Origin of the sequence: Streptomyces sp. NPDC001663, from assembly GCF_042893105.1 — a bacterium.
Classification (GTDB): domain Bacteria; phylum Actinomycetota; class Actinomycetes; order Streptomycetales; family Streptomycetaceae; genus Streptomyces.
In genome coordinates, this window is record NZ_JBIAUR010000005.1 from 522,956 (window position 1) to 547,358 (window position 24,403).

Annotated in this window: 21 protein-coding genes; 5 read left to right on the forward strand and 16 right to left on the reverse strand. The window is 70.0% G+C overall.

From position 1 onward, the window contains the following. Nucleotides 1-27: 27 nt before the first annotated feature. Nucleotides 28-1,062, forward strand: coding sequence for a DUF3533 domain-containing protein (locus ACFY1L_RS19315; protein ID WP_388825158.1), 1,035 nt, complete (start codon nt 28-30; stop codon nt 1,060-1,062). Between the two features lie 329 nt (nt 1,063-1,391). Here ACFY1L_RS19315 and ACFY1L_RS19320 read toward each other — a convergent pair whose 3' ends face one another. The 9 genes from ACFY1L_RS19320 to ACFY1L_RS19360 form a co-directional block, all read right to left on the reverse strand. After that, nucleotides 1,392-2,471, reverse strand: a complete 1,080-nt coding sequence (locus tag ACFY1L_RS19320; RefSeq protein ID WP_388825161.1) for a S1 family peptidase — start codon at nt 2,469-2,471, stop codon at nt 1,392-1,394. Between the two features lie 232 nt (nt 2,472-2,703). Continuing rightward, a complete protein-coding gene (locus ACFY1L_RS19325; protein ID WP_388825164.1) occupies nt 2,704-3,609 on the reverse strand; it encodes a slipin family protein in 906 nt (301 codons plus the stop codon). Between the two features lie 174 nt (nt 3,610-3,783). Further along, complete coding sequence (locus ACFY1L_RS19330; protein WP_388825167.1) at nt 3,784-4,683, reverse strand: S1 family peptidase; 900 nt, start codon at nt 4,681-4,683, stop codon at nt 3,784-3,786. 211 nt (nt 4,684-4,894) lie between these two features. Beyond that, on the reverse strand, nt 4,895-5,674 hold the full coding sequence (locus tag ACFY1L_RS19335) for a DUF1684 domain-containing protein (RefSeq protein WP_388825170.1): 780 nt from the start codon (nt 5,672-5,674) through the stop codon (nt 4,895-4,897). Between the two features lie 4 nt (nt 5,675-5,678). Then, nucleotides 5,679-7,010: an NtaA/DmoA family FMN-dependent monooxygenase gene (locus tag ACFY1L_RS19340; RefSeq protein WP_388825173.1), complete on the reverse strand. Its 1,332-nt coding sequence runs from the start codon at nt 7,008-7,010 to the stop codon at nt 5,679-5,681. After that, nucleotides 7,007-8,062, reverse strand: a complete 1,056-nt coding sequence (locus ACFY1L_RS19345) for an LLM class flavin-dependent oxidoreductase (RefSeq protein WP_388825176.1) — start codon at nt 8,060-8,062, stop codon at nt 7,007-7,009. Before ACFY1L_RS19345 ends, ACFY1L_RS19340 begins: the two co-directional genes overlap by 4 nt. Then, nucleotides 8,062-8,823, reverse strand: a complete 762-nt coding sequence (locus ACFY1L_RS19350) for an amino acid ABC transporter ATP-binding protein (protein ID WP_388825179.1) — start codon at nt 8,821-8,823, stop codon at nt 8,062-8,064. Before ACFY1L_RS19350 ends, ACFY1L_RS19345 begins: the two co-directional genes overlap by 1 nt. A gap of 26 nt (nt 8,824-8,849) precedes the next feature. Then, nucleotides 8,850-10,628, reverse strand: a complete 1,779-nt coding sequence (locus ACFY1L_RS19355) for an FAD/NAD(P)-binding protein (RefSeq protein ID WP_388825182.1) — start codon at nt 10,626-10,628, stop codon at nt 8,850-8,852. Further along, nucleotides 10,625-11,482 (reverse strand): amino acid ABC transporter permease, encoded by an 858-nt coding sequence (locus tag ACFY1L_RS19360; RefSeq protein ID WP_388825184.1) that lies wholly within the window; start codon nt 11,480-11,482, stop codon nt 10,625-10,627. Before ACFY1L_RS19360 ends, ACFY1L_RS19355 begins: the two co-directional genes overlap by 4 nt. A gap of 391 nt (nt 11,483-11,873) precedes the next feature. On the opposite strand from ACFY1L_RS19360, the gene ACFY1L_RS19365 reads away from it, so the two are divergent. After that, nucleotides 11,874-12,824 carry an ABC transporter substrate-binding protein gene (locus tag ACFY1L_RS19365; RefSeq protein WP_388825187.1) on the forward strand — a complete coding sequence of 317 codons (951 nt, stop codon included), beginning with the start codon at nt 11,874-11,876 and terminating at the stop codon, nt 12,822-12,824. A 98-nt stretch (nt 12,825-12,922) separates the two neighbouring features. On the opposite strand, the gene ACFY1L_RS19370 is transcribed toward ACFY1L_RS19365, so the two are convergent. The 5 genes from ACFY1L_RS19370 to ACFY1L_RS19390 form a co-directional block, all read right to left on the reverse strand. After that, nucleotides 12,923-13,519, reverse strand: a complete 597-nt coding sequence (locus ACFY1L_RS19370; RefSeq protein WP_388825190.1) for an ATP/GTP-binding protein — start codon at nt 13,517-13,519, stop codon at nt 12,923-12,925. Next, nucleotides 13,503-13,859, reverse strand: a complete 357-nt coding sequence (locus ACFY1L_RS19375; RefSeq protein ID WP_388825192.1) for a DUF742 domain-containing protein — start codon at nt 13,857-13,859, stop codon at nt 13,503-13,505. Before ACFY1L_RS19375 ends, ACFY1L_RS19370 begins: the two co-directional genes overlap by 17 nt. After that, nucleotides 13,856-14,284 carry a roadblock/LC7 domain-containing protein gene (locus ACFY1L_RS19380; protein ID WP_388825195.1) on the reverse strand — a complete coding sequence of 143 codons (429 nt, stop codon included), beginning with the start codon at nt 14,282-14,284 and terminating at the stop codon, nt 13,856-13,858. Before ACFY1L_RS19380 ends, ACFY1L_RS19375 begins: the two co-directional genes overlap by 4 nt. Next, nucleotides 14,281-16,602: a nitrate- and nitrite sensing domain-containing protein gene (locus ACFY1L_RS19385; RefSeq protein ID WP_388825197.1), complete on the reverse strand. Its 2,322-nt coding sequence runs from the start codon at nt 16,600-16,602 to the stop codon at nt 14,281-14,283. Before ACFY1L_RS19385 ends, ACFY1L_RS19380 begins: the two co-directional genes overlap by 4 nt. A 189-nt stretch (nt 16,603-16,791) precedes the next feature. Then, nucleotides 16,792-17,952, reverse strand: coding sequence for a DUF5685 family protein (locus tag ACFY1L_RS19390; protein ID WP_388825200.1), 1,161 nt, complete (start codon nt 17,950-17,952; stop codon nt 16,792-16,794). A gap of 311 nt (nt 17,953-18,263) precedes the next feature. Between ACFY1L_RS19390 and ACFY1L_RS19395 the strand changes: the two genes are divergently transcribed. Then, nucleotides 18,264-18,704 (forward strand): cell division protein SepF, encoded by a 441-nt coding sequence (locus tag ACFY1L_RS19395; RefSeq protein ID WP_388825203.1) that lies wholly within the window; start codon nt 18,264-18,266, stop codon nt 18,702-18,704. A 36-nt stretch (nt 18,705-18,740) separates the two neighbouring features. Here ACFY1L_RS19395 and ACFY1L_RS19400 read toward each other — a convergent pair whose 3' ends face one another. Both ACFY1L_RS19400 and ACFY1L_RS19405 read right to left on the reverse strand, forming a co-directional pair. Next, nucleotides 18,741-19,931, reverse strand: coding sequence for an acyl-CoA dehydrogenase family protein (locus ACFY1L_RS19400; protein WP_388825206.1), 1,191 nt, complete (start codon nt 19,929-19,931; stop codon nt 18,741-18,743). Nucleotides 19,932-20,049: 118 nt separating this feature from the next. After that, nucleotides 20,050-21,651 (reverse strand): MFS transporter, encoded by a 1,602-nt coding sequence (locus ACFY1L_RS19405; RefSeq protein ID WP_388825208.1) that lies wholly within the window; start codon nt 21,649-21,651, stop codon nt 20,050-20,052. A gap of 261 nt (nt 21,652-21,912) precedes the next feature. On the opposite strand from ACFY1L_RS19405, the gene ACFY1L_RS19410 reads away from it, so the two are divergent. Next, nucleotides 21,913-23,058, forward strand: coding sequence for a hypothetical protein (locus ACFY1L_RS19410; RefSeq protein ID WP_388825211.1), 1,146 nt, complete (start codon nt 21,913-21,915; stop codon nt 23,056-23,058). 237 nt (nt 23,059-23,295) lie between these two features. After that, a complete protein-coding gene (locus tag ACFY1L_RS19415) occupies nt 23,296-24,318 on the forward strand; it encodes a phosphatase PAP2 family protein (RefSeq protein ID WP_388825214.1) in 1,023 nt (340 codons plus the stop codon). Nucleotides 24,319-24,403 lie beyond the last annotated feature (85 nt).

Genomic DNA, 24,403 nt, shown 5'->3' on the forward strand with positions numbered 1-24,403 from the left:
ACATCCACCGCCTCGGACTGTGAGGACATGACACAGAGGACCCTTCTCGCCGAGGTGAAGGACGCCGTCACCCCGCGGGCCACGCTGCTGGTGATCGGTGTGGTCGCCCTCGCTCTGCTCTTCATCGCCTCCTACGTGGGGGCGCTGCACGACCCGAAGCCCAAGGACGTGCCGTTCGGGGTCGTCGCACCCCCCGCCGCCGCCCAGCAGGCGGTGGCCCGCCTGGAGAAGCTGCCCGGCGACCCCCTCGACCCGCGTGCGGTGACCGACGCGGCGACGGCCCGTAACCAGATCCTGAACCGGGACATCGACGGGGCACTGATCATCGACCCGTCCGGCACCACCGACACACTGCTGGTCGCCACCGGCGGCGGCAGAGTCCTGGCCACCACCCTCACGACCCTGATCACCACCCTGGACAAGTCCGAGCGACGCACGCTGCGCACCCTCGACGTGGCCCCGGCCGACACCCAGGACGCCAACGGCCTCTCCTCCTTCTACGTGACCGTCGGCTGGTGCGTGGGCGGCTACCTCTGCGCGTCGATCATGACGATCAGCGCGGGCTCCGGCCACAACAACCCACGCCGGGCGGTGATCCGCCTGACCGCCATGGCCGCGGTCGGCATCGCCGGCGGCCTCGGCGGTGCGCTGATCGTGGGGCCGATCCTGGGCGCCCTGCCCGGCAGTTTCATGTCCTTCTGGGGACTCGGTGCCCTGATCATCTTCGCGGTCGGCGCCGCCACGCTCGCGTTCCAGGGCGTCTTCGGCCTGGCCGGCATCGGCCTGGTCATCCTGCTCGTCGTAATCCTCGGCAACCCGAGCGCGGGCGGCGCCCTGCCTCCACCACTGCTCCCCCCGTTCTGGAGAGCCATCGGCCCCGCACTGCCACCGGGCGCAGGCACCTGGGTGGCCCGCTCGATCGCGTACTTCAAGGGCAACGCCACAACAGGACCACTGCTGGTGCTGTCGGCATGGGCAGCCGCAGGCATCGCGGTGACGCTGGCGGCGGCAGTACTGCGGGAACGGCACACAGAAGCGAGGCAGCCGGCCGAGGCGTCGTAGGACATACGCATGTGGAGTCCCGCACTCGCCCACGGCGGAAAGGTGAACGGACACCCGCACCCGCCCACGACGGAAAGGGGACGTGCCGGGGGGTGTCCGCCCGCAGCGGCGGGCGTCCACTACCGGGCACAGCCGCACAAGACGGCATCCGCCCGACCGAGGACGGACACCCCCCGGCGCGGCCCCGACCCCAGACGCATGGGCAGGCGCTACACGCACCCCCACCGAACCCGCAGATGCGCCGCAGGCCTACACAACGCACCCGCACCCGCACACGAAAGTCCCGCCCCTCGCGCGCGGGGCGGGACTTCACGCAGTAACTGCAACCGTCAGCCGATCTCGGCACCCTCGGCCGACAGCGCCTCGGTGACCGGCTGGAAGAAGGTCTCCCCGCCGGAGGTGCAGTCACCGCTGCCACCGGAGGTGAGACCGATCGCCGACTCGCCGTCGAAGAGCGAGCCACCGCTGTCGCCGGGCTCGGCGCAGACGTCGGTCTGGATGAGACCGCTGACCGTGCCCTCCGAGTAGTTCACGGTGGCGTTCAGACCGGTGACCGTACCGTCGTGCACCTGGGTGGTCGAACCGCTGCGGGTCACCTTCTCGCCGACCGTGGCCTCGGCAGCCTTGGTGATCTTCTGGGTGGAGCCGTTGTAGAGGTCGACCTCGCTCGGGTGGTCCACATCGGCGGTGTACTTGACCAGGCCGAAGTCATTGCCCGGGAACTGGGAGTCGGCGTTCTCGCCGATCTGGTTGCCGCTGGAGTCCGACCAGGTCTTGATCGCGTCGGTGCAGTGACCGGCGGTGAGGAAGTACGGCTCGCCGCCCTTGGTCACGTTGAAGCCGAGCGAGCAGCGCCCGCCCGAGCCGGAGATGGCGTCGCCGCCCGCGATGAAGGGCTTGAACTCCCCCTTCGAGCGCTTGAGTTCGGCCTTGGCACCGAGCCCGTCGACGACCTCGGACAGCTTGGCCAACTCGGTCTTGGAGACGGTCTTGTCGGCGGTGACGACGACCTTGTTGCTCACCGGGTCCGTCGACCACGACGTACCGGGGATGGTGGCGTCCTTCGTCAGCGTCGTACGGGCGCCGTCCAGTTCGGCCAGCGAGTTCTCGACGATTCTGGCCTTGGCGCCGGCCGCCTCGACCGTCTCGGCGGCGGCCTTGTCGAGCACGTTCACGACAAGGCTCTTGGCCTTCGCGTCGTAGTACGTTCCCGCCGCGTCGGCGCCCAGGTCCTTGCCGAGCGTCGAGGCAAGCTTTCCGGCCGCCAGGGCCGACAGGGTCTGGGGCGCGGAGTCCTTCGCGGGCTCACTGGCGTTCGCAGTCTGGAAGGTAACTCCCGCGGCCACGAGTGCGGCGATGCCCGCACCGGCCAGGGCTGCCCGCCGCTTGGGTATGCGTCGGTGTTTCAACTCAGGTCCTCCTGTGGGGGGTTCGGCCCGGGAGGTTGTGGGGACCCCGCCGGACCGGAAGGCGTTGAACAGCGCCTACTATCCCGAGGCCAACAGGGAGCACACAAGGGCGTCTTCAGGACGCGCGTAGAACGCGCTTCGCACGCCCCCACACTTTTGACAGTCCACGGTCACCCCACGTCTTCGCTCTGCAAACACTACGAGCGAGTAGCCTGTGCGCACTCTGTGAGGTCTAGTCCTGTCTTGAATTCGACCCATCGGGATCCGAATCCAAGCGAGGCGCCAGAGGCGGAAGTTGCTCCTGCACCGGTTGCTGAGGAATCTGCGACGCAACCTGCCGAGGCGCTTGCTGAGGAGCCTGCTGGGGCACAGGACCCCCCTGCTGGGCCTTCTCCAGGAACCGCAGCAGCTCCACCGGGAACGGCAGGACGAGCGTGGAGTTCTTCTCGGCGGCGACCGCCACCACCGTCTGCAGCAGCCGCAGTTGCAGCGCGGCGGGCTGCTCGGACATCTCCCTGGCGGCCTCGGCGAGCTTCTTCGACGCCTGCAGTTCGGCGTCGGCGTTGATGACCCGCGCCCGCCGCTCGCGGTCCGCCTCGGCCTGCCGGGCCATGGAGCGCTTCATGGTCTCGGGCAGGGAGACGTCCTTGATCTCCACACGGTCGATGGTGACGCCCCACTCCACGGCCGGGCTGTCGATCATCAACTCCAGCCCCTGGTTGAGCTTTTCGCGGTTGGAGAGCAGATCGTCCAGCTCGCTCTTGCCGATGATGGACCTCAGCGAGGTCTGCGCCATCTGCGCGACCGCGAACCGGTAGTCCTCGACCCGGACGACCGCCTCGGCCGGCGAGGTCACCTTGAAGTAGACGACGGCGTCCACCCGCACCGTGACGTTGTCCCGGGTGATGCCCTCCTGCCCGGGCACGGGCATCGTCACGATCTGCATGTTCACTTTGCGGAGCTTGTCCACGAACGGGACGATCATCGTGAACCCCGGCTCGCGCACCTCGGAGCGGAGCTTCCCGAGCCGGAACACGACACCGCGTTCGTACTGTTTGACGACCCGCGCCGCCGCCATCACGTACACCGCACCAGCGGACGCGAGGGTCACTCCCGCCACCACCAGCTCCTCGACCATGCCGGCCCCCCAGGGTCCGAAGTGGGCGTATGGGCGTATTACAGAGGAGTTATTACAGAGACGTACTTCCTGTACCTCGAAGGTAACTCCGGGGCACGGACAAGGGCGAGCCCCCGCACGCCAGTTGCGTACGGGGGCTCGCCTACTGCTGGCTGCGCGTGTCGAACCGGCTCGTCAGCCGACGCTCACGCCGTAGTAGCTCAGGGCCTCGGTGACCGGCTGGAAGAAGGTCGTGCCGCCGGAGGTGCAGTTGCCGCTGCCGCCGGAGGTCAGACCGTAGGCCACGGTGCCGCCGTAGAGCGGACCGCCGCTGTCGCCGCCCTCGGCGCAGACCGTGGTCTGGATCATGCCGTAGACGACGTCGCCGCCGCCGTAGTTGACGGTGGCGTTCAGCGCGGTGACCCGGCCGCTGTGGGTGCCGGTGGTGGAGCCACGGCGGTAGACCGTGGTGCCGACACTCGGAGTGGCCGCGCTGGTGATGGTCTGGCTGCCGACCGAGCTCGGGTGCGCGATCGAGGAGTTGGTGTAGCGCACCAGCGCGAAGTCGTTGGTCGGGAAGCTGTAGCTCACGTTGGTACCCAGCGTCGTGGTGTGGCCGGAGTTGGAGTACCAGGTGGAGGCGACCTCACCGCAGTGGCCGGCGGTCAGGAAGTAGTAGGTGCTGCCGCTGTGCACGTTGAAGCCGAGCGAACAGCGGTACGAGCCGCCGTAGATGGCGTCGCCGCCGGTGATCAGCGGCTTGAACTGCCCCGCGGTGCGCTTGATGGTCAGGGCACCGGAGTTGCTGCCGGCCTGCCGCTTGATCTTCGCGATCTCGGCCTTGGAGACCGTGCTGTCGACGGTGACGACAACGCGGTTGGTCTTGCTGTCGACGGCCCAGGCGGTGCCCGGGACGTCCGCCTTGAGCACAGAGGCGTTGGCGCTCTTCAGCTGGGCCGTGCTGAAGGGGGTGGCCGTGGACGCGTTCGCGCTGGGGACCGCGATCGCTGCGGCGGCCACGAGTCCGGTGGTGACGGCGATCAGCCGGGTCCGTCTCGTAATGCCGCTGCGGGGGGTTGTGCGCTTGATCCTCACGTTCGTTCCTCCCAAGGGGAAGTCGGTGGGCCCGCGTGGGGTCGGGGCCCGTGAGGCGCAGCCAGGGGCCCGATCGTCCGGATTCCGGACACGCCGTGCCCCTGACAAGCGCTTGCGGGGAGTATTCGGCCGAACGACCGGTAGACGCAAGAGTGCCTTTCGGCCGTCAACCTTTGAACGGACTATGCTTTTTGGCCACCCGTGCCCTGGTTCAGACCAGGTTGTGCTCACCCGCCTCCACCGCGACCCCCAGCGTGTTCCCGGGCGGCGGAAAAGGGCAGATGAAGTGGTCCGCGAAGGCACACGGCGGCAGCACGGCGCGGTTGAGGTCGACCGTCGTACGGCCCTCGGCGTCGGGGGCCGCCGGGTGGAGGAAACGGAAGCGGTAACTTCCGTCCCCGCTGGTCGTGTCGGCGAAGACCGCCCACAGCACGTCGCCCTGGACCGCGACCTGGAGGGTGAGGTCCTGTCCGTCGAGCGTGAAGGCCAGTTCGCCGGCGAGTCCGAGCCCGCGTTCGCGCCCGTCCGCGTTCGCCACGCGCACGGTGCGGTCCTCGCCGTACGGAGTGAAGCGCCCCGGCACCGACCAGCGCGGATCGTAGGGCGTGGCGTCGATACCGCGGAACGTGCGCCGCGCCTGCGACGCCGGGTCGAAGTCCCGCACGCCCCACACGCCTTCACGCACCAGCACGACCAGCCGCCGCTCGCCGTACGCCACCCGGGCCGCGTCCGCCGGTCCCGGGTCGGCCGCGAGCCGGACCGCACCGTCGAGGGGCTGCCCGTCCACCGTCAGACCGTCGGCCGCGACGGCGGTCAGCTCCACGCCCTCGCCGTCGGCCGCCCAGACCCCCGGGATGTCCGGAAGTCGCCCGTCCGGATGGTCCTCGAGCCAGTACGTGCCGGTCAGCGCGAGCGGCCCGTAGCGCGCCGACACCGTCTCGACGCGGTGCTCGTGCCACTGCTTCCACTCGTCAGCAGCATCTGTCGTCATGTGATCAGCCTTTCCATACCGGGTCGGGCAACCCGAGGTGTGAGCGCAGCGTGGTCCCCCGGTATTCCGTGCGGAACGCGCCCCGCTCCTGGAGCAGCGGCACCACACGGTCCACGAACTCGTCGAGCCCGCGCGGGGTGATCAGCGGCTGGACGATGAACCCGTCGGCGGCGTCCTTCTGCACGAACTCGTCGAGCTCGGCGGCCACGGCCTCCGGGGTGCCGATGAAGGACTGCCGTCCGCCCGCCTCGATCACGGTCTGCCGGATGGACAGTCCCTTCTCCTTCGACAGCGCCCGCCACTTCTCGGCGATCGCGACGGTGTCGCCGCGCCGGGTCCGCCCCTGGGTGATCCCGGACTCCGCCACCGGGTCGATCTCGGGAAGCGGCCCGTCGGGGTCGTACGACGACAGATCGACGCCCCAGACCTGTTCCAGGGCGAGGATCGCGTTCTGCGGGGAGACCTGCTGCCGCCGGATCTCGGTGGCCCTCTCCTGCGCCTCGGCGGCGGTGTCGCCGAGGACGACGGTGACGCCGGGCATGATCTTCAAGTCCCCCGGTTCACGGCCGTACTTGGCCAGCCGCCGTTTCACATCGGCGTAGAAGGAGCGTCCCGCCTCCAGCGTGCCGTGCCGGGTGAAGATGATGTCGGCCGTGGAGGCGGCGAACTCCCGCCCCTCGTCCGAGTCACCGGCCTGGATGACGACCGGGTGCCCCTGCGGCGAGCGCGGCACGGTGAACTCGCCCGCGATGTCGAAGTGTTCGCCGCGGTGCGCGAAGGGCCGAGGGACGCCGTCGGGGGTCCACGAGTCCCACAACTGCCTTGCCGTGGCGACGAATTCGGCGGCCCGCGTGTACCGGTCGGCCCGGTCCAGGAAGCCGCCCCGCCGGAAGTTCTCGCCGGTGAAGGCATCGGAGGACGTCACCACGTTCCAGGCCGCCCGGCCACCGCTGAGGTGGTCCAACGTGGCCAGCCTGCGGGCGAGTTCGTACGGCTCGTTGAAGGTCGCGTTGACGGTGGCGGCGAGCCCGAGGTGTTCGGTGACGCCGGCGAGCGCGTTCAGGACGGTGAGCGACTCGGGCCGCCCCACCACGTCCAAGTCGTGGATGCGGCCCTTGTGTTCACGCAGCCGCAGCCCCTCGGCGAGGAAGAAGAAGTCGAACAGCCCGCGCTCGGCGGTACGGGCGAGATGCTCGAACGACGAGAAGTCGATCTGCGACTTGGACCGCGGATCGGCCCATACGGTGGTGTTGTTGACGCCGGGGAAGTGCGCCGCCAGGTGGCAGTGCTTCTTGGGCGGCCTCCGGCCGCGGGGCCCACGAGGTCGTACGGTCATGACGTTCCCCCTGTCACGGCGTACTGGTTGGCGGGCCTGGCGAGGCCCAGGTGCTCCCTGAGCGTGCTGCCCGGGTAGAAGGTCCGGAACAGACCGCGGTGCTGCAGCAGCGCCACCGTGCCGTTGACGAGCCGCTCCAGGTCACGGCGCGGCTCGGTGGGCGTGAGGTGGAAGCCGTCGACGATGCCGTCGGTGTGCCAGGTGGCGATCAGCTCGGCGAGGTCCACCGGGCCGCCCCGGTACAGCGGGCCCTGCGCGGTCTGCCGGGGCCCGCCACCGCCGTGTCCCGGCTCGGCCGCATGCTCGCCGTCGCCGAGGTCGACGAGGAGGCTCGCGAGGACGCGCAGGGCGCGGGGGTCGCGCCCGAACTCCGCTGCGGCCGACCGCAGTTCGTCGCGTACGGCGGCCGCCTGGGCGGGACTCGCGGCCCGTACGAGCGCCACGTCGGCGTACCGGGCGGCGGTGCGCCGGGCGTGCCCCTCGGTGGCGTCGACCACGCGGACGGGGTGGCCCTGCGGCGGGCGCGGCACGATCGAGGGGCCCTTCACCGAGAAGCCGGCGCCGGTGAAGTCGACGTAGTGCAGCTTGTCCCGGTCGATGAAGCGGCCGGTGGCCACGTCCCGTATCTCGGCGTCGTCCTCCCAGCTGTCCCACAACCTGGCGGCGACGTCGGCGACTTCGCCGGCCTCCCGCCACAGTTCGTCGGCGGGTGCCGCGTGCCGGCGCCCGAAGAGACGGGCCTCGCCCTCGGTGGTCGACACGTCGATGCGCCAGCCGGCCCGCCCGCGGCTGACCCAGTCGAGGGTGGCGACGGCGGCCTGGACGTGGAAGGGCTCGGTGTGCGTGGTCGTGACGGTGGGCACCAGGCCGATACGGCCGGTGGCGGGCGCAACCCGGGAAAGGACGGCGAGCGCGTCGGGCCCTGGGCGGCCGAAGGTGTCTCCGAGCGTCACGAAGTCCAGCCCGCCGCGCTCGGCGAGCCGCGCCAGCTCGACGTGGGAGCCGGCGTCGTAGGCGGAGGGTTGGTCGACAGCAGCAGAGAGATGCAGCATCACAGCACCTTCGAGAGAAACGTCCGCGTGCGCTCCTGCCGCGGGTTGTCCAGTACGTCCGCCGGTGTGCCCTGCTCGACGATCCGTCCGCCGTCCATGAAGACAACGGTGTCGGCGACCTCGCGGGCGAAGCCGATCTCGTGCGTGACGACGATCATCGTGGTGCCCTGGTGGGCCAAATCCTTGATGACGTCGAGGACTTCACCGACCAGTTCGGGGTCGAGCGCGGAGGTCGGTTCGTCGAAGAGCAGCAGCTTCGGCTCCAGCGCGAGCGCCCGCGCGATGGCGACGCGCTGCTGCTGTCCGCCGGACAGCTGCCGGGGGTAGGCGTCGGTCTTGTCGGCGAGGCCCACCCGGTCGAGCAGCCGGCGCGCCGTCTCGACGGCCTCCTTGCGCGGCCGCTTCAGCGCGGACACGGGCGCCTCGATGACGTTCTCCACCACGGTGAGGTGCGGGAACAGGTTGAAGTTCTGGAAGACGAAGCCGATCCGTGTGCGCTGCTTGAGCACCTCGCGCTCGGGCAGTTCGTGCAGCTTGTCGCCGGAGCGCCGGTAGCCGACCAGCTCGCCGTCCACGCTGATCGCCCCGTGGTCCACCTTCTCCAGGTGGTTGATGGTGCGCAGCAGCGTCGACTTGCCGGAGCCGGAGGGGCCGAGGACGACGGTGACCTGGCCGGTGCGCACCTGCAGATCGATGCCCTTGAGGACCTCGAGCGAGCCGAAGCTCTTGTGGACGGACCTGATGTCGACCATGACGCTCATCGTGGGATTCCTTGCAGTAGGGGGTGTCATGCGGCCGTTCGGGAGGAGAGCTCGGCCAGGAACCGCAGCGCGGCCCGCGCGGTGGCGTCGTTCTGCCGGAACGCCGGCCCGCCGGTGCGCGGCCGGGTGAAGGCGCCGGGCGTACGTCCGTCGGTGTAGGGCCCGAGCGCGAACCGCCGGGGATGCGGCCGGCCGGCCCGGTCGAGGATCCGCCCGTCGCCGGGGTCCACGCGGAGCAGTCCGTCGGGCGTCTCGGCGGCCCCGTCGGCGTGCAGCTCGCGCAGCAGCGTGTCGCGGGCCCGCCCGACCGTCGGCTCGGGCAGCCGGGCCTCGACCAGCGCCCGCGCCTCGACGAAGGAGCCCGGCACGGTGGCAGTGGCCGCCCGGAACACCCCGTCCTCGGCGGTGACGGTCATGTCGGCGCCCAGGAACTTCAGGACCCCGGCACGCGACAGCGCGAGCATCTGCCGCAGTCGCGGTCCGGGCGGCCCGGAGGCCAGATAGCTGAAGAAGCCGTGCCACCACGGCCCGATGCCGCCGAGCCGCACCAGCTGACCGTAGACGGACAGCAGCCCGAGGAAGACCGCCAGGTCCGGGCTGTACTCGGGGTCATGACGCCTGCTCAGATCCCGTTCGACATACGTGCGCAGCCCGTCCTGGAACTCCTCGAACGACCCGTACCGCACCCCGTCCAGCGGACGGTCGAGCGCGGCCAGGTCCAGCCGGTCCGCGGGGTCGGGCACGGCGGCCGTCACCAGGGCCTGGATGTCCGCGCCGCTCCCGGCCGCGTACTTCTCCTCGAAGTCGGCCCAGGACATGAGGGTCCGCTCCGGATGCACGGTGAACAGCCGGTGGTAGTGCGCGAACCCCAACTCCTTCTCCACCAGCGGCCACACGTCCCGCCGGCTGTATCCGACAGCGGCTCCGCCGCGGGCGAAGCCGTCCGGCCGGGCGAGCAGTGCGTCCACCTCGGCCGGCCCGAAGAACCGCGGCAGCGGCGGCCGTTCACCGCTCCAGTCGTAGCCGATCTTCGAGTGGTACGGCACTCCGCGCCGCGAGCCGACGTACAGCACCGGCTCCTGCCCGGACGGCACATAGGTCTCGCCCTCGTACCGTCCGCCGCGCCCCTCGGTCAGCAGCACCATCAGATCCACGAAGGCGAGCCCGAACCCGCGCACAAGGACGGGTTCCCCGGCCTTCAGCGAGCTCAGGTCGCTGTCGGCCGTGAAGTCGGGAGGGAGGTGGACAAGACCGTGGGCGCGTGCGTACGAGGCCAACTCGCGCTGCTGGTCGTCGAGTTCGGCGTCGAGATGGCCGAGAGTCAGCACGACGAGGTCGGCGAGAAGCGGTCTGGGCCGTCCCTCCAGCCACACCTGCTGGCGGCCCTCGCGAGGGCCGTCGACCCGCAGGGCGCGCCGCGGATGGTGGTGGACGGCGACGGAAGGGGGGAGCGCCGCCACCGCCTGCTCGTGCACCCAGCGCAGATACGCCCCCTGCAACTGTCGGTCCGCGAAGACGCGGCCGTCGACGCCGGCCCACTCGTGCAGCGTCGGGCCCTGGCGCACCGGGCCCTCCATGGCCACCGTCTCGTCGGTGAACATGGTGACGTCCTCGGCGTGCGAGTTCATCCACAGCAGCGGGGACTGCGCGGCGCGCCAGATGCGTCCGGCGCCCGGCGGATGCGGGTCGACGAGATGGATGTCGAGGCCCGAACCGCCGTACAGCTCGGGCGCGTTGGCGGCGATCCGCTCGATCAGACCGGTCCCCCGCGGACCGGCCCCCACGATCACCAGGGAGTGCCTCATCGCGCGCGCTCCGAACCGCGCGCGTAGTGCTTCTCCACGTAGTACTGGCCGACGCCGAGCACCGAGGTGACGACGGTGTACCAGACGGTGGCCACCATCAGCAGCGGGATGACCTGGTAGGTGCGGTGGTAGACGAGCTGCACCGAGAAGAGCAGGTCGCTCACCGCGATGACGCTGACGATGGAGGTGCCCTTCAGGGTGCCGATCAGCATGTTCCCGGCGGGCGGCACGATGGAGCGCATGGCCTGCGGCAGTACGATCCGCCGCCAGCGCCGCCATCGGCTCAGCCCGAGCGCCTGCGCGGCCTCGATCTGCCCGCGGTCGACGGAGAGGATCCCGCCGCGCACGACCTCGGCGGCGTAGGCGGCCTCGTGCAGCGTCAGCCCGACGATGGCGACCTCGACCGGCCCGAGCAGATTGACGGTCTTCACCCCGAACAGCTCGGGATACAGGGCCCCGATGTTGAACCAGAGCAGCAGCTGCACCAGGATCGGAATCGACCGGAAGAGCCAGACGTACCCCCAACTCACCGCCCGCAGCACGGGGTTGGCGGACAGCCGGAACGCGGCGAGCAAGGTGCCCAGCGCGAACCCGAGCACCATCACCACGGCGGTCAGCCACAGCGTGAGCCACAGCCCGCGCAGCACCGAGTCCGAGGTGAAGTAGTCGGCGACGACGTCCCACTGGAACGCCTTGTTGCGCAGTACGGAGTTGACGGCGAGACCGAGCAGGGCGAGCACGAGGACGGCTGCGATCCACTGACCGAACCGCCGCTGCGGAACGATCCGCAGGGCATCGGCCTGCTCGGGTATGTCCGGTGCCGCCGGGACTTTGGCGAGAGTGTCGGAAGACATGCGAAGGCTCCGTGACGCGTAGGTCGAACACGGTGATGCCTTCACACAGGCGCGTTGTGGGGCGCGCTACGGCCGAGCCCCTCAGCAGGGCCGTCCATCGACTGTACGGGGCCGTTTCCCCTCACTGTCAAGGCTGTCCAGGATGTGAGCGGCACGTCTCAGGTCAGTTGACGCAGAACCGGATGCCTGTTCCACTTGGCCCATGCATCCACAGCAGTGGCTGGTCACGCGCTCCCACATCGACTTCGGTCGAGTGTGGTCCTGTTCCTGTTGAGCCGACCCACTGCGCGCCCGACCGGGCGCCTTTAGCGTTCTCTCCTTTCGCCTTCACACGCGCACCCCTCCCCTCGCGTTCTTTCACTCCTTTTCTGCTTCCAGGAGACCGCACACGATGCGCACGCCCACGCGTACCCGAAATGGCCTTCTCGCGTCTTTTGCCCTGATTTCTTCGGCCGCACTGTTCCTCACCGCATGCGGCTCGGGTTCGGACGGCTCGACCGACGCCGTGGGCGCGGCGGCCAAGTCCGACAAGGTCCCCACCACGGACGTCGTCTCCGCCGTCCACAAGGACGCGGCATCCGCCAAGTTGCTGCCGTCGGGCGTCAAGAGCCTGACGGTCGCCGTCGCCGTCGGCGGCACTCCGCCCGGCACGACCTACCTGGACGACGGCAAGACCCTGACCGGCCAGGACGTCGACTTCGCGAACGCCGTGGCCAAGGTGCTCGGTATCAGGCTCAAGACGGAACAGGCCGGCTTCGAGGCGATCCTGCCGGCCCTCGACAGCGGCAAGTACGACTTCGGCGCAAGCAACTTCGGCGTCACCGACGAACGCCGCAAGACGATCGACTTCGTCACCTACATCAACGACGGCCAGGGCTTCGCCACCCGCAAGGACAGCAAGCTGTCCAAGGTCACCGACCTCAAGCAGCTGTGCGGCCTGAACGTCGCCACGGGCGCGGGCACGACCTTCGAGGCCACGCTGGAGGAGAACAAGAAGGTCTGCACGGCGGCCGGCAAGAAGGCCTACAAGGTGCAGACGTACAACGAGTCGGGCGCCATCTGGTCCTCGCTCCAGCAGGGCCGCAGCGACGTCGTGATGTCCACGATCAACGGCCTGCGTTACGCGGTGGCCCACCAGGAGGGCGTGAAGTTCCTCAACGAGTTCCACCGCCTGGACGTCGGCTTCGCCTTCAAGAAGGGCACGAACCTGGCCCCCGCCTTCCAGTCGGCGGTGAACAAGCTGATAGCGGACGGGACTTACCAGAAGATCCTCAAGAAGTGGGGTACGACGGGCTCGGCGATCGAGAAGTCCCAGATCTCACCGCCGGAGCTGAAGAGCTAGGGGGTACGCCCCGCGCCCCTGGTTTTTCAGGGGCGCGGGCTGTGTCGATATGCGGCTCCGCCGCGTGGGCGCGAGCAACCACAAACAAGCCGCACCCGCTAACGCACCATCGCAGCCCGCTTCTTGGGTGCGGCCCGAACACCGATCACCCGGTCCATCAGCGCCCCCAGAACATCCCGCACCGACGACCGCTCCCGCGCGTCACACTCGACGACCGGCACATCGTCACGAAGCCCCAACGCCTCCCGAACTTCCTCGAGTTCGAAACGCTCAGCGCCTTCGAACCGGTTCACCGCGAGGACGAACGGTGCCCCCTGAGACTCGAAATAATCGACCGCCGGAAAACACTCCTCGATCCGCCGAGTGTCCGCGAGGACAACCGTCCCCAGCGCCCCCTCCACCAGGTCGTCCCACAGGAACGAGAACCGGTCCTGCCCGGGTGTCCCGAACAGATACAGCGCGATCGTCGGATCAAGAGTGATCCGCCCGAAATCCAACGCAACGGTGGTCGTGGTCTTCGACTCGACGCCGTCGAGCGAATCGACGCCGACCGAGACCTGCGTGATCGCAGCCTCCGTGTCCAGCGGTTCGATCTCCGAAATCGCCCCGATGAACGTGGTCTTGCCGACCCCGAGTCCCCCGCTCACCACGATCTTCACGGCAAGCGGCACGATCCTGTCAGAGCGCCCGGACATGATCCCTGATCCTTTCGAGCATCTGGAGCGGCAGCTCCTCGGGTTGCCGGCAAGCGAGCCGACCGGCGACGACGAGGTCGGACACGAGCACCTTCGCGACTCCGAGAGGGACACCGACCTGCGATGCCACCTCCGCAACCGTCGTCGGCTGCTCGCACACCGCGACGATGTGCCGCCGTTCGAACGTCAGCGTCTCGTCGGGCGGGCCGACGGCGACAACCAGCGTCTCCAGCCGCAGGTCCGCCTGGAGCGGCTCGGCCCGGCCGCCGGTGATGATGAACGGCCGGACGAACGTCTCGTCCTCAACTGGTTCTACGTCCACGGGGTGTTCGCCGTTCACCGGGGCAACGCCTGCCGCAGATCGGCGATGAGCGCCGGCGTGAGCAGATCACCCGCCCGCTCCGCGAGCACCGCCATCTCGTAACCGACCAGGCCCAGTTCACCGCTGCTGTCGGCGAGCACGCCGAGACAACTGCCGTCCCGGACAGCGGAGACGAGCAGGAAGCCGCGGCCCATCTCGATCATGATGAGTTTGACCCCGTCGAAGCCGTACCGCTTGGACGCACTGCGCGCCAGGCTGCTGAGCCCCGACACGATCGCGGCGAGATGATCGGCCTCGGTCCGCCCGAGCCCGTCGGACACGGCGATCAACAGCCCGTCGGAGGAGACGGCGACCGCGTCCCGTACGCCGTCGGTGTTCTTGACGAAGTTGGCGAGCAGCCAGTTGAAGGTCTGCGAGTCGTTGTGCGAGTCGACGGCGGTCACTGTGCATCACCCTCGCTCTTGTCCTTGCTGTTCCCCTTCCCCTTTCCCCTCTCCTTCTCCTTCTCCGCGCTGATCGCGCCCCGCATATGGGCACTGCGCAGGGTGGAGAGCATCCCGGAGATCTCCTCGGGGGTGCGGTCGGGCGTGGTCTCGGCGGGAGCAGGGCGCCCCGGCCGGTCGGTCTCACTCACGGCATCCGAAATGGCGCTGCGCTGCGGCCGTTTGACCAGCCCGTTGCGGGTACGGGCGGCGGAGGTGCCCTTCCCGCCGGCGCTCTTGCTGTCGCTCACCTTCGCGTCCCCCTTCGCCTCGGCCGCGACCGTGACGAGCTCCACGGCGGGCGCCGCCTTCTCCTCGCGGGGTGCGGGAAGCACCGGCGCCGCCTTGTCCTCGGCCTTGCCCTTCGAGTCCGCCGCCTTGCCCTGGGGAGCCTCCTTCAGCAGCGACACGGGGATCAGCACCCGCGCGACCACACCGGCCGCCGGCGCCTCCCCGAGCCGTACCTCGATGCCGCACTTGCGGGCGAGGGCGCCGACCACGAAGTGGCCGAGGAACCGGGCGGGTTCGGCCATGAAGCTGGCGGTCCCGGACAGCCGTACGTTCGCCTCCGCGATCGCCTGGGCGTCCATGCCTAGCCCGTGGTCGACGATCGCGACCAGGTATCCGGCGCTGGTACGCCGGCCCTCGATCTCCACGTCGGAGTCCGGCGGTGAGAAGCTCAGCGCGTTCTCGATCAACTCGGCGAGCAGATGGGCGACTTCGGCAACGACCGATCCGCTGATGTGCGCGGGATCGATGCGGCGCAGGGTGACCCGGGGGTACTCCTCGACCTCGGAGAGCGCGGCCCGCAGCACGTCGGTCACGGCCAGCGGGGTGGCCCAGGGCCGGGGACTGGACTCCCCGGCGAGCACGAGCAGGCTCTCGGCGTTGCGGCGCATACGGGTGGCCAGGTGGTCCAGCTCGAAGAGGTTGGCCAGGGTGGCCGGCTCGGCGTCCTCGTGCTCCAGCTTGTTGATGAAGCTGATCTGACGGCGTACCAGGTTCTGGTTGCGGCGGCCGAGACTGACCAGCGAGTCGGTGGCGTTGCGGCGCAGTACGGCCTGCTCGGTGGCGAGGTCGAAGGCGGCGCGCTGGACGCGGTCGAACGCCTCGGCGACGTCGCGGACTTCGGCCCCCGCCCGCGGAGGCAGGGCGAGGGCGGCGGGCGCTTCGGGCCTCTCACCGGAGGCGGCGTCCTGTACCGCGGCCACGGCTCGCGGCAGGCGCTCCCCGGCCATCTCCCGTGCCTGCTGGGCGAGTTCGGCGAGTGGCGTGGAGACGGACCGTACGCAGTCCAGTGCGAGTGTGCCGAGCGCGGCGACGGTGCCGAGGGCGAGCAGCAGGAACAGCAGCAGGTCGCGCTGGGCGGCGCTCTCCAGCCCGGCGGCGCGGTTCTCGACGTCGGCGCCGAGCGAGACCTGCACGTCCCGCAGCCCGTTGATGGTCGAGGTCGTCGAGTCCCACCAGGCCATCGGCGGAATGTCGTGCGAGCTCAGCCGGCCCGCTCCGCGCACCGCGACCCTCTCGTACGCCAGCATGCGCTCCGCGTCCGGCGTGGTCATCGCCGCGTCCAGTCGGCGCTCCTGAGCCGCGCCGGCGGTGCGCGGGAAGGCGGCGAGGGCGGCCAGGCGGGCGGCGCGGATCTGCATGAACCGGCTGTAGTCGTCGCCGCGGAACCTGCCTCCGGAGGCGCGCACCGAGCCGAGCACGATGGCGCGCTCCTCTCCGGTGAACTCCTTGGCGTTGCCGAGGACCTGGAGGGCCTGATAGGCGTCGCGCAGGGTGCCGTCGCGCACTTCGTCGAGGCCGAGGTCGAGCCGGTCGAGGACGGTGATCGTGGTGGTGAAGTAGTCGAAGGTGTCCCTCACCACGCCGGTGTGGTCGTCGGCGTGGCCGCGGATGCCGGCGAGTCCGCCGAGCCGCCCGAGCGACTCGCGCACGGAGTCGGCGGCGCCGTCCTCGCGGCCCTGAAGCGCCTTGTCGAGCTCGGCGCGCGCGGTGTCGGTGGCCCTGCGCTGGGCGGGCAGTTTGGCCTTGAACTGCTCGACGCCGCCGACGTATCCGGTGGTGAGCCCGCGCTCCTTCTGCAGCTCGTGGACGAGGCCCTGGAGCGTGACCTCCAGCCGTGCGTTGTCCTCGGTGGCGGATGCGTTGCGATAGGCCGAGATCTGCTCGGCGGCCGCCAGGCCGAGCAGCGCCAGCAGGACCGCGAGGGCGAGGACCAGGATCCTCAGCAGCCTGGTGCGGATGCTGGTGGTCGCTTTCGTTGTGTCGTCCACAGAAGTGCCTTATATGAGGGGCGAGTTGGGACAGAGGCAGAAATGGTTCCGCTCCCCGGCCAACGACCCTCACAGCACCCGGTCACCCGATCATGTTTTTGTTTTACGTCAAAGAAACAGGATCTCCGGGATGCGCCAGGTGGCGGTGGAACCCGGCGCATTCCGTATACGACATCGTCGGTACTGGGATCAGCAGTCGCAGCCGCAGTCGCAGCAGTCACAACCGTCGCAGCAATCACAGCAGTTGAAGCAATCACAGCAGTCACCGCAGTCGGCGTCCTTGCACAGGCCGTCCTTCCGCTCACGGCTCCACGGATCGTCGTACTCGCCGCAGCACAACTGGCACGTACAGGCCAGCCCCGCCCACACCGCACAACCCGCCAGCAGACCGCGGCGGTCGCGCCGAGGCGGCTCAGGAGGCAGCTGCGGCCCACCCGGACCGCCGGGCGGCGCATACGGCCCCGCCAGCGAAGGCGCCGCCCTGTGCGCACAGGACGCCGTACCGAAGGTCCGATCGACGGACGCGGGCAGTTCGTGCACGAGCAACCGGTGCGCCAGCCTGCCTTCCACGAACTCGACCTCGCGCAGAGCGAGCCGTATCCCGTGCAGGGCGTCGTCCGCGAGCCGCCGCGCCTCGGTGAGTGAGGTCCCGGTCGCGGTGAGCGGGTTCCACGCACCCGACGCGGCGTCAGTTTCCCGGTCCTCCACGGCATCCAGCAGATGTGCGAGCCGTCCGAAGAGGCGTCCGGCCTCGGCGAGCGGCTCGGCATTGCCCGGCCGCCCGGCCAGCACCGCGGTGTGCGCGAAGGCCGCGGCGGTGGCGGTCTCGGTCGGCTCGGTGACCGTCAGGACGGGCGTCCCGGGCCCGGCGAGCGCCTCGATGCCGACCTGCCGGTCCACGGCGTCGACGAGTACGGCGGTGTCGAACCCGACGTCGGATCCCGTACGGGCACCGGCGGCACCCCAACTCGCGGCCACCCGGCGCGCGGCGAGCGCCACCGGCCTGCGCGCCAGCAGCCCGTCCCCGTCGGCGACATGGTCGCGCACCTTGGCCGAGGCGAGCACCAGCGAGACGGCGGCCGCGAGCCGCGCCCCCTCGCCCTGCGCGACGGATGCCGTACGCATCCCGCGCAACGGACAAGGCCCCGCCGTACGCCGCCAACCAGTCGCCTTCTCGGCCTGAGCCTCCGTCAGAACCGATATGAGCAGCCCGTCATAGTTGGTCACGACCCGCGCGAACTGCCCGTGATCCTTGCGCAACGCGAGACACAGCCCGCACAAGTGCGCCATCCACTGGGACTTGAGATTTTCACCGAGCCGATGGCTGCAGGGCCTGACGATTCCGAACACGACGATCCCCCGTGACGCGTGTGACATCCGGTGCTGTTGTTATGGCGTTGAGCTGCCGCATCGTATCGACCACCCCGTTCACCCGTACGCACGGCCCGTCACCCATACGCCACCAACAATCATATTTCACTCCCAGTCAGCAGCTGTGTACGGCAAGACCCTTGGGAAACGCGGGCTCTCGACGGATTCGCTGTGCACCAGTACCGTCACAAACCCCCCGCGCGGCGTCTATCCACTTGGCGCGACGTCCGCATCATGGATGACCATAGGGATGCGGAAAGTAAAAGAGACCGCTGTGAGAGGAGGCGTCCATGGGATCGGTGCGCAAGGCAAGTGCTTGGCTTGGCCTCGTCGACGACAACGATGACGAGCGTTACTACGACGACGACTACTCCGAGGGGACCGAGCAGCCCGGGGATGCCTGGGTCACCGACCCGCGGGTCAAGGTGGCCTCGGACACCGCCGAGGAGAAGGGCCGCCGCATCGGCACGGTGACCCCGGACAGCTTCCGGGACGCCCGCGCCATCGGCGAGCTGTTCCGTGAGGGCGTGCCGGTCATCGTGAACCTGACGGCCATGGAGCCGGCCGACGCCAAGCGCGTCGTCGACTTCGCGGCGGGCCTGACCTTCGGTCTGCGCGGCACCATCGAGCGCGTCGCGAACCGCGTGTTCCTGCTGACCCCCTCCAACACGGAGATCGTCAGCGGGGACAGGGCGGAGCACCGTTCGGACGGTTTCTTCAACCAGAGCTGAGGCAGGGCCGCTCACCGGCCCTGCCCCATGCAGGGTTTACCGGAAGGCGTCGAGCCCGGTGAGCGCCTTGCCCAGCACCAGCTGGTGCATCTCGACGGTGCCTTCGTACGTCAGCACCGACTCGAGGTTGGTCGCGTGCCGCATGACGGGGTATTCGAGCGAGATCCCGTTGGCGCCGAGGATCGTCCGCGCCGTACGGCAGATCTCGATGGCCTCTCGTACGTTGTTGAGCTTGCCGAAGCTGACCTGCTCGGGACGCAGGCGGCCGGCATCCATCCGCCGCCCCAGGTGATGGGCGAGCAGGATCCCCTTGTGCAGTTCGACCGCCATGTCGGCGAGTTTGGCCTGGGTGAGCTGGAAGCCCCCGATGGGCCGCCCGAACTGCTCGCGCGTCTTGGCGTATTCGACGGCGGCCTCGAAACAGGACCGCGCGGCCCCCATCGCACCCCACACGATCCCGTAACGGGCGTGGGAGAGACAGCTGAGCGGCCCCTTCAGCCCGACGACCTCCGGCAGTACGGCATCGGCGGGCAACCGCACGTCGTCGAGAACGAGCTCGCTCGTCACACTCGCCCGCAGCGACCACTTGTGCTTGATCTCGGGCGCGGAGAACCCGGGACTGTCGGTCGGCACGACGAATCCCCGGATCCCGTCGTCGGTCTGGGCCCACACGACGGCGACGCCGGCCACCGACCCGTTGGTGATCCACATCTTCCGCCCGCCCAGAACCCAGTCGCCGCCGTCGCGCTTGGCGTACGTCCGCATCGAGGCGGGGTCGGACCCGTGATCCGGTTCGGTCAGCCCGAAGCACCCGATGACCTCGCCGGCGGCCATGCGCGGCAGCCACTGCTGCTTCTGCTCCTCGCTCCCGAACCGGTGGATGGCGTACATGGCGAGCGAGCCCTGCACGGACACGAGGGACCGGATCCCGGAGTCGGCGGCCTCGAGCTCCAGACAGGCGAGCCCGTACTGCACGGCACTCGCCCCCGCACACCCGTATCCGCTGAGCGACATACCCAGCGCCCCGATCCCACCGAGCTCACGGGCGAGCTCCCGGATGCCGGGCAGCTCCCCCTTCTCGTACCAGTCGGCGACGTGGGGCAGAACCCGGTCGGCCGCCCAGGCCCGCACGGTGTCCCGGATCGCGAGATCCTCCGGTTCCAGCAGGTCGTCGATGCCGAGGGGGTCGGCGGGGTCGAACGGGGGCAGCTTCGAGGACGCGGACATGGAACACCCTCCGGCACACATCAAAACTAGCAGTGCTAGTTACGACTTCGGGTCCGACGTTACGTGGCAGTGTCCCGCACGTCCAGTGCGCCACCCACCCGTGCGGGGAGGGTGAAGGTCAGGCCGAGACGCGGGAGTCCGCGACTTCCCGGGGTGCCGGCAGCTCCACCGGCGCCGCGGCCTCCCCGCAGTGCATGATCCGCGGCAACCGCAGCGCCATCACCGCCCCCAGCAGCAACAGCCCCGCGCTCACCAGCAGCGTCACATGCAGTCCGTGCACGAAGGAGTCCCGGGCCGCCCGACGCAGGGCCACACCGACGGGCCCGCCCAGCTGCGCGGCGACGTCATACGCCTCGCCCAGCGAGTGCGCCGCCGAGTCCGACGCCGATGCCGGAACCCCGGGCACCGACGCCAGCCCGGGCGCATACGCCGCGTTCATCACGGTGCCCAGCAGCGCGATCCCGATGCCCGCCCCCAGCTGGTACGAGGTCTCCCCGATCGCGGCCGCCCCGCCCGCCTGCTCCGGCGGCGCCTCGCTCAGCATCGACTCGTACGCCCCGAAGAGCGTCGTCTCCAGACCGAAGCCCAGCAGCATGAACCCGGACACCATCAGCCCGGCGTTGTCCGAGCCGCCCATCACGGTCAGCAGCACCACGGCCCCGGCCGTCAGACAGAACCCGAAGCACACCATCCGCCGCGGCCCGAAGCGCCGCAGCATCCGCGCCCCCGCCAGCCCCGCCGCCATCGCCGCGAACGTCAGCGGCAGCAGCCGTAGGCCCGTCTCCAGCGGCGACAGCTCCAGCACCAGCTGCAGATACTGCGCCGCGATCAGCTCCAGCCCCACCAGCGCGAGCATCGCCAGCACGATGCAGCCCACGGCCGTACTGAACGCCGGACGGGCGAACATCCCCAGGTCCACCAGCGGATGCGTACGGCGCCGCTGCCGTCGTACGAAAAGAAACAGCAGCAGCGCGCCCACGACCAGCGGCGCCACGGTGAACACACCGAGCTCGCCACCGCCCAGCTGCTTCACGCCCAGGACGACACCGAACAGCCCGGCGGCCGCCGTCAGGGCACCGACCACGTCCCAGGGGCCGTCGCCCGCGCCCCGCGACTCGGGCAGCAGCAGCCGGCCCACCGGCAGGCTGACCAGCATCAGCGGGATGTTGACGAGGAAGACCGAACCCCACCAGAAGTGCTCGAGCAGGAACCCGCCGAGCAGCGGCCCGACCGCCGCGCCGACCGCGGCCACCGCGCTCCAGACGCCGATCGCGAGCGCCCGCTCACGCCGGTCGGGAAAGACCTGGCGGAGGATCGAGAGCGTCGCGGGCATGATCATCGCGCCGCCGACGCCGAGCAGCGCCCGCGCGAGGATCAGGACCTGCGGGTCGTGGGCGAGGGCCGCGAGACCGGAGGCGACGCCGAAGAGGCCGTAGCCCAGAAGGAGGACGCGTCTGCGGCCGACCCGGTCGCCGAGCGTGCCGAAGAGGATCAGCAGCGAGGCGCAGACGAGGGGGTAGACGTCGACGATCCAGAGCAGCTCTATCGCGCCGGGTTTGAGGTCCTCGGTGACGGCGGGGACGGCCACATGCAGGACGGTCGCGTCGACCGCGACCAGCAGCAGGCTGACGCACAGGACGACGAGGACGACCCAGCGGTTGGCACCGGCCCCGGCCGCCCGACGGCGCAGCGCAGCGGCAGCCGTGGTCGTCCCGGACATGTACGTACCTCCCAGATGTTCCCTCGCGGTCGGCGGGCACACGGGGTGGGGACTCCCCGTGATCTCGGCCGGAGAGGAGCGGTGGTCTCCGGCCCGCGCAACGAAGGCGAGTGACACGTCAGCGTACGCGAGTTCGCGCCACGGTCACGTGGCGGACCTCTCAGACTTCGCACGGACTCGTGTGGCGTACGCCACTCCCCCTCCCCTTCTGCCACGCCCCGCCCGGCCGCCCGGTTCCGCCGACCGTCGATAATCGGGCCCGTGACCGATCTTGCGACCCGCCTCGAGCCGACCCGCGGCACGGCCCTGCGCCGCGCGGCCCCGGCCCTCCTCGGGTACGCGGCCGTGCGCGCCCTGGGCCTGCTCGTGCTGGCCCTGTGGAGCGCGGGCCGCGGCAAGAGCGCGTACACGCTGCTGACGGCCCGCTGGGACGCCCTGTGGTACACGAGGGTCGCCGAGCTGGGGTACGGCTACCAGGTGCGCCTGCCGAACGGCGACGTGCACTCGAATCTGGCCTTCTTCCCGCTGCTGCCCTGGCTGGAGCGGGGTCTCGCGGCGGTGACCCCGCTGTCGTACGCCGACGCGGGCTTCGTCGTCAGCCTGCTCGCCTCGCTCGCGGCGGCCTGGGGGATCTTCGCGGTCGCGGACCATGTGTACGGCCGTCGGGCCGGGGTGTGTGCCGTCCTGCTGTGGGCCGTGCTGCCCGTCGGGATCGTGCAGTCGATGGCGTACAGCGAGTCGCTGTTCACCGCGCTCGCGGCCTGGTCGCTGTACGCGGTCCTGACCGGCCGCTGGCTGACGGCGGGCACGCTGGCCGCACTGGCGGGTCTGACCCGTCCGGTCGGGCTCGCGGTCGTCGCGGCCGTGTGGACCGCCGGGATCGCCTCCCTCGTACGGGAGGGCGCATCACCCGTACGGCGCGTCCTGGCCATGGCCCTCGCCCCGCTCGGCGCCGCCGGCTACGTCCTGTGGGTCGGCCACCGCACCGGCAAGGGCCCGCTCGGCTATCTCGACGTCCAGGCGGGCTGGCGCAACGGCTTCGACGGCGGCGCCGCCTTCGCCCGCTTCGTCGCCGACAAATTCACGTCGGTCCCGGGCGCCCTCGCCGGCATCGGACTGATCGTCGGCGTCGGACTCGTGGTCTGGCTGTACGTCGTCTGCGTACGGCAGCGCCAGCCGCTCCCGCTGCTGGTGTACGCGGGTGTGGTCACCGCGCTCGCCCTGTGCGCGTCGAGCTACTTCGGCTCGAAACCGCGCCTGCTGCTGCCCGCCTTCCCGCTGCTGCTGCCCCTCGCCCTGGCCCTGGCCCGGCTGCGCACCTCCAGGTCGGCGCTGGTGCTGGGCGGCGTCGCGGTGGCGTCGGCCGTGTACGGAGCGTTCTGGCTGAACGGCTCCGGACCGCCGTGATCGACCCGCGGGACCGATGAGCACACGGAGAAATCCACCCCAGCATTCGGTGAACGAATTCAAAAGTCCCAAAAAACTGATTCGCGGAATGATCAAAGGAATTGAAGGGAGCGGCAGCCCGACATTGCGGATTCCTTGGAAATAAACCTCCTCCTGAGAGGAATCCCACATCACATCGTCATCACAAAGCAGCTGATTCGACGGAGAACTGAGCTCACTCGCTGTAACGTCGATTGGGTGCGTACCGAACGAAACCTCACCCGTCTGGACCGGGTGTTCGCCAGGCTGGACAGGGAGCCGGAACGACCGGCCCACATTGATGTGCCGAGGATGAGCAGGCACAGGGTCGCGTTGCTGACGGGGACCCTGGCCTTCTACCTGGCCATCGTGTGGGCCGTGGTGACCACCTCGTGGCTGGTCCGCTTCGACTGGCAGGTCATGTTCTTCCGGCCCTACCAGCAGTGGCAGGGCATCCACTGGTTCGTCGACTACTACGTGGTGCTCGGCCAGCGCGGCCCCACCGCGGTGATGGTCGCTGCCTGGCTCGGCTGGCGTTCCTGGCGGCAGCACACGCTGCGCCCGCTGCTGACGCTGGGCGTCTCACTGCTGCTGCTGAACATCACCGTCGGCGCCGCCAAGATCGGCATGGGCCGCCTCGGCCCGCACTACGCGACCACCATCGGCTCGAACGAGATGGGCCTGGGCGGCGATATATTCCCCAGCGGCCACACCGCCAACGCGGTCGTGACCTGGGGAATCCTGGCCTATCTGGCCTCCACTCCGCGGGCCCGCCGCTGGCTGTCCGCCCTCTCCGCGGTGACCGCGCTCGGCGTCGGCCTCGCCACCGTCTACCTCGGTACGCACTGGCTGAGCGACGTGCTCCTCGGCTGGGCCGCGGGCCTGCTGATCCTGCTCGCCCTCCCGTGGTGCGAGCCGTTCATCGCGAGCGCCGAGGTCTGGCTCTTCGACCTGCGCGACCGCTGGCGTGCCCGCAAGGGCGCCACGGCACCGGCGACGCCCGTCGGCTCCCCCGTCCTGCTCAAGCCGCGGGCCACGGCGCAGGACGAGGCCGCCGCGCGCGAGACGGTCGGCTCCGCGGCCCGCTCCGCCCGGGCGCCGGTCTACCTCGCCCCGGGCCCGCACACGGCCCGCTCGGAGCGCACACCGGTGACCCCGGTCGGCAGCCGCAGACCGCCGCACTCGGACCGTGTCCCGCGCGGCGCGGGGGCCTCGACGGCCCGCCCCCTCACGGGCGGCTGACGGCCACAGAGACAGCGGGGTCGGTACGCACAACCACTCCCGCACGACGAAGGCCCCGGTTCCAGGACAGGAACCGGGGCCTTCG

What these genes read in the sequence shown, in the direction of transcription:
- ACFY1L_RS19355 (WP_388825182.1), bottom strand. Translation starts at nt 10,628, where the DNA reads ATGAGGCACTCCCTGGTGATCGTGGGGGCCGGTCCGCGGGGGACCGGT.
- ACFY1L_RS19360 (WP_388825184.1), bottom strand. Translation starts at nt 11,482, where the DNA reads ATGTCTTCCGACACTCTCGCCAAAGTCCCGGCGGCACCGGACATACCC.
- ACFY1L_RS19350 (WP_388825179.1), bottom strand. Translation starts at nt 8,823, where the DNA reads ATGAGCGTCATGGTCGACATCAGGTCCGTCCACAAGAGCTTCGGCTCG.
- ACFY1L_RS19395 (WP_388825203.1), top strand. Translation starts at nt 18,264, where the DNA reads ATGGGATCGGTGCGCAAGGCAAGTGCTTGGCTTGGCCTCGTCGACGAC.
- ACFY1L_RS19335 (WP_388825170.1), bottom strand. Translation starts at nt 5,674, where the DNA reads ATGACGACAGATGCTGCTGACGAGTGGAAGCAGTGGCACGAGCACCGC.
- ACFY1L_RS19340 (WP_388825173.1), bottom strand. Translation starts at nt 7,010, where the DNA reads ATGACCGTACGACCTCGTGGGCCCCGCGGCCGGAGGCCGCCCAAGAAG.
- ACFY1L_RS19345 (WP_388825176.1), bottom strand. Translation starts at nt 8,062, where the DNA reads ATGCTGCATCTCTCTGCTGCTGTCGACCAACCCTCCGCCTACGACGCC.
- ACFY1L_RS19315 (WP_388825158.1), top strand. Translation starts at nt 28, where the DNA reads ATGACACAGAGGACCCTTCTCGCCGAGGTGAAGGACGCCGTCACCCCG.
- ACFY1L_RS19400 (WP_388825206.1), bottom strand. Translation starts at nt 19,931, where the DNA reads ATGTCCGCGTCCTCGAAGCTGCCCCCGTTCGACCCCGCCGACCCCCTC.
- ACFY1L_RS19325 (WP_388825164.1), bottom strand. Translation starts at nt 3,609, where the DNA reads ATGGTCGAGGAGCTGGTGGTGGCGGGAGTGACCCTCGCGTCCGCTGGT.
- ACFY1L_RS19370 (WP_388825190.1), bottom strand. Translation starts at nt 13,519, where the DNA reads ATGTCCGGGCGCTCTGACAGGATCGTGCCGCTTGCCGTGAAGATCGTG.
- ACFY1L_RS19405 (WP_388825208.1), bottom strand. Translation starts at nt 21,651, where the DNA reads ATGTCCGGGACGACCACGGCTGCCGCTGCGCTGCGCCGTCGGGCGGCC.
- ACFY1L_RS19365 (WP_388825187.1), top strand. Translation starts at nt 11,874, where the DNA reads ATGCGCACGCCCACGCGTACCCGAAATGGCCTTCTCGCGTCTTTTGCC.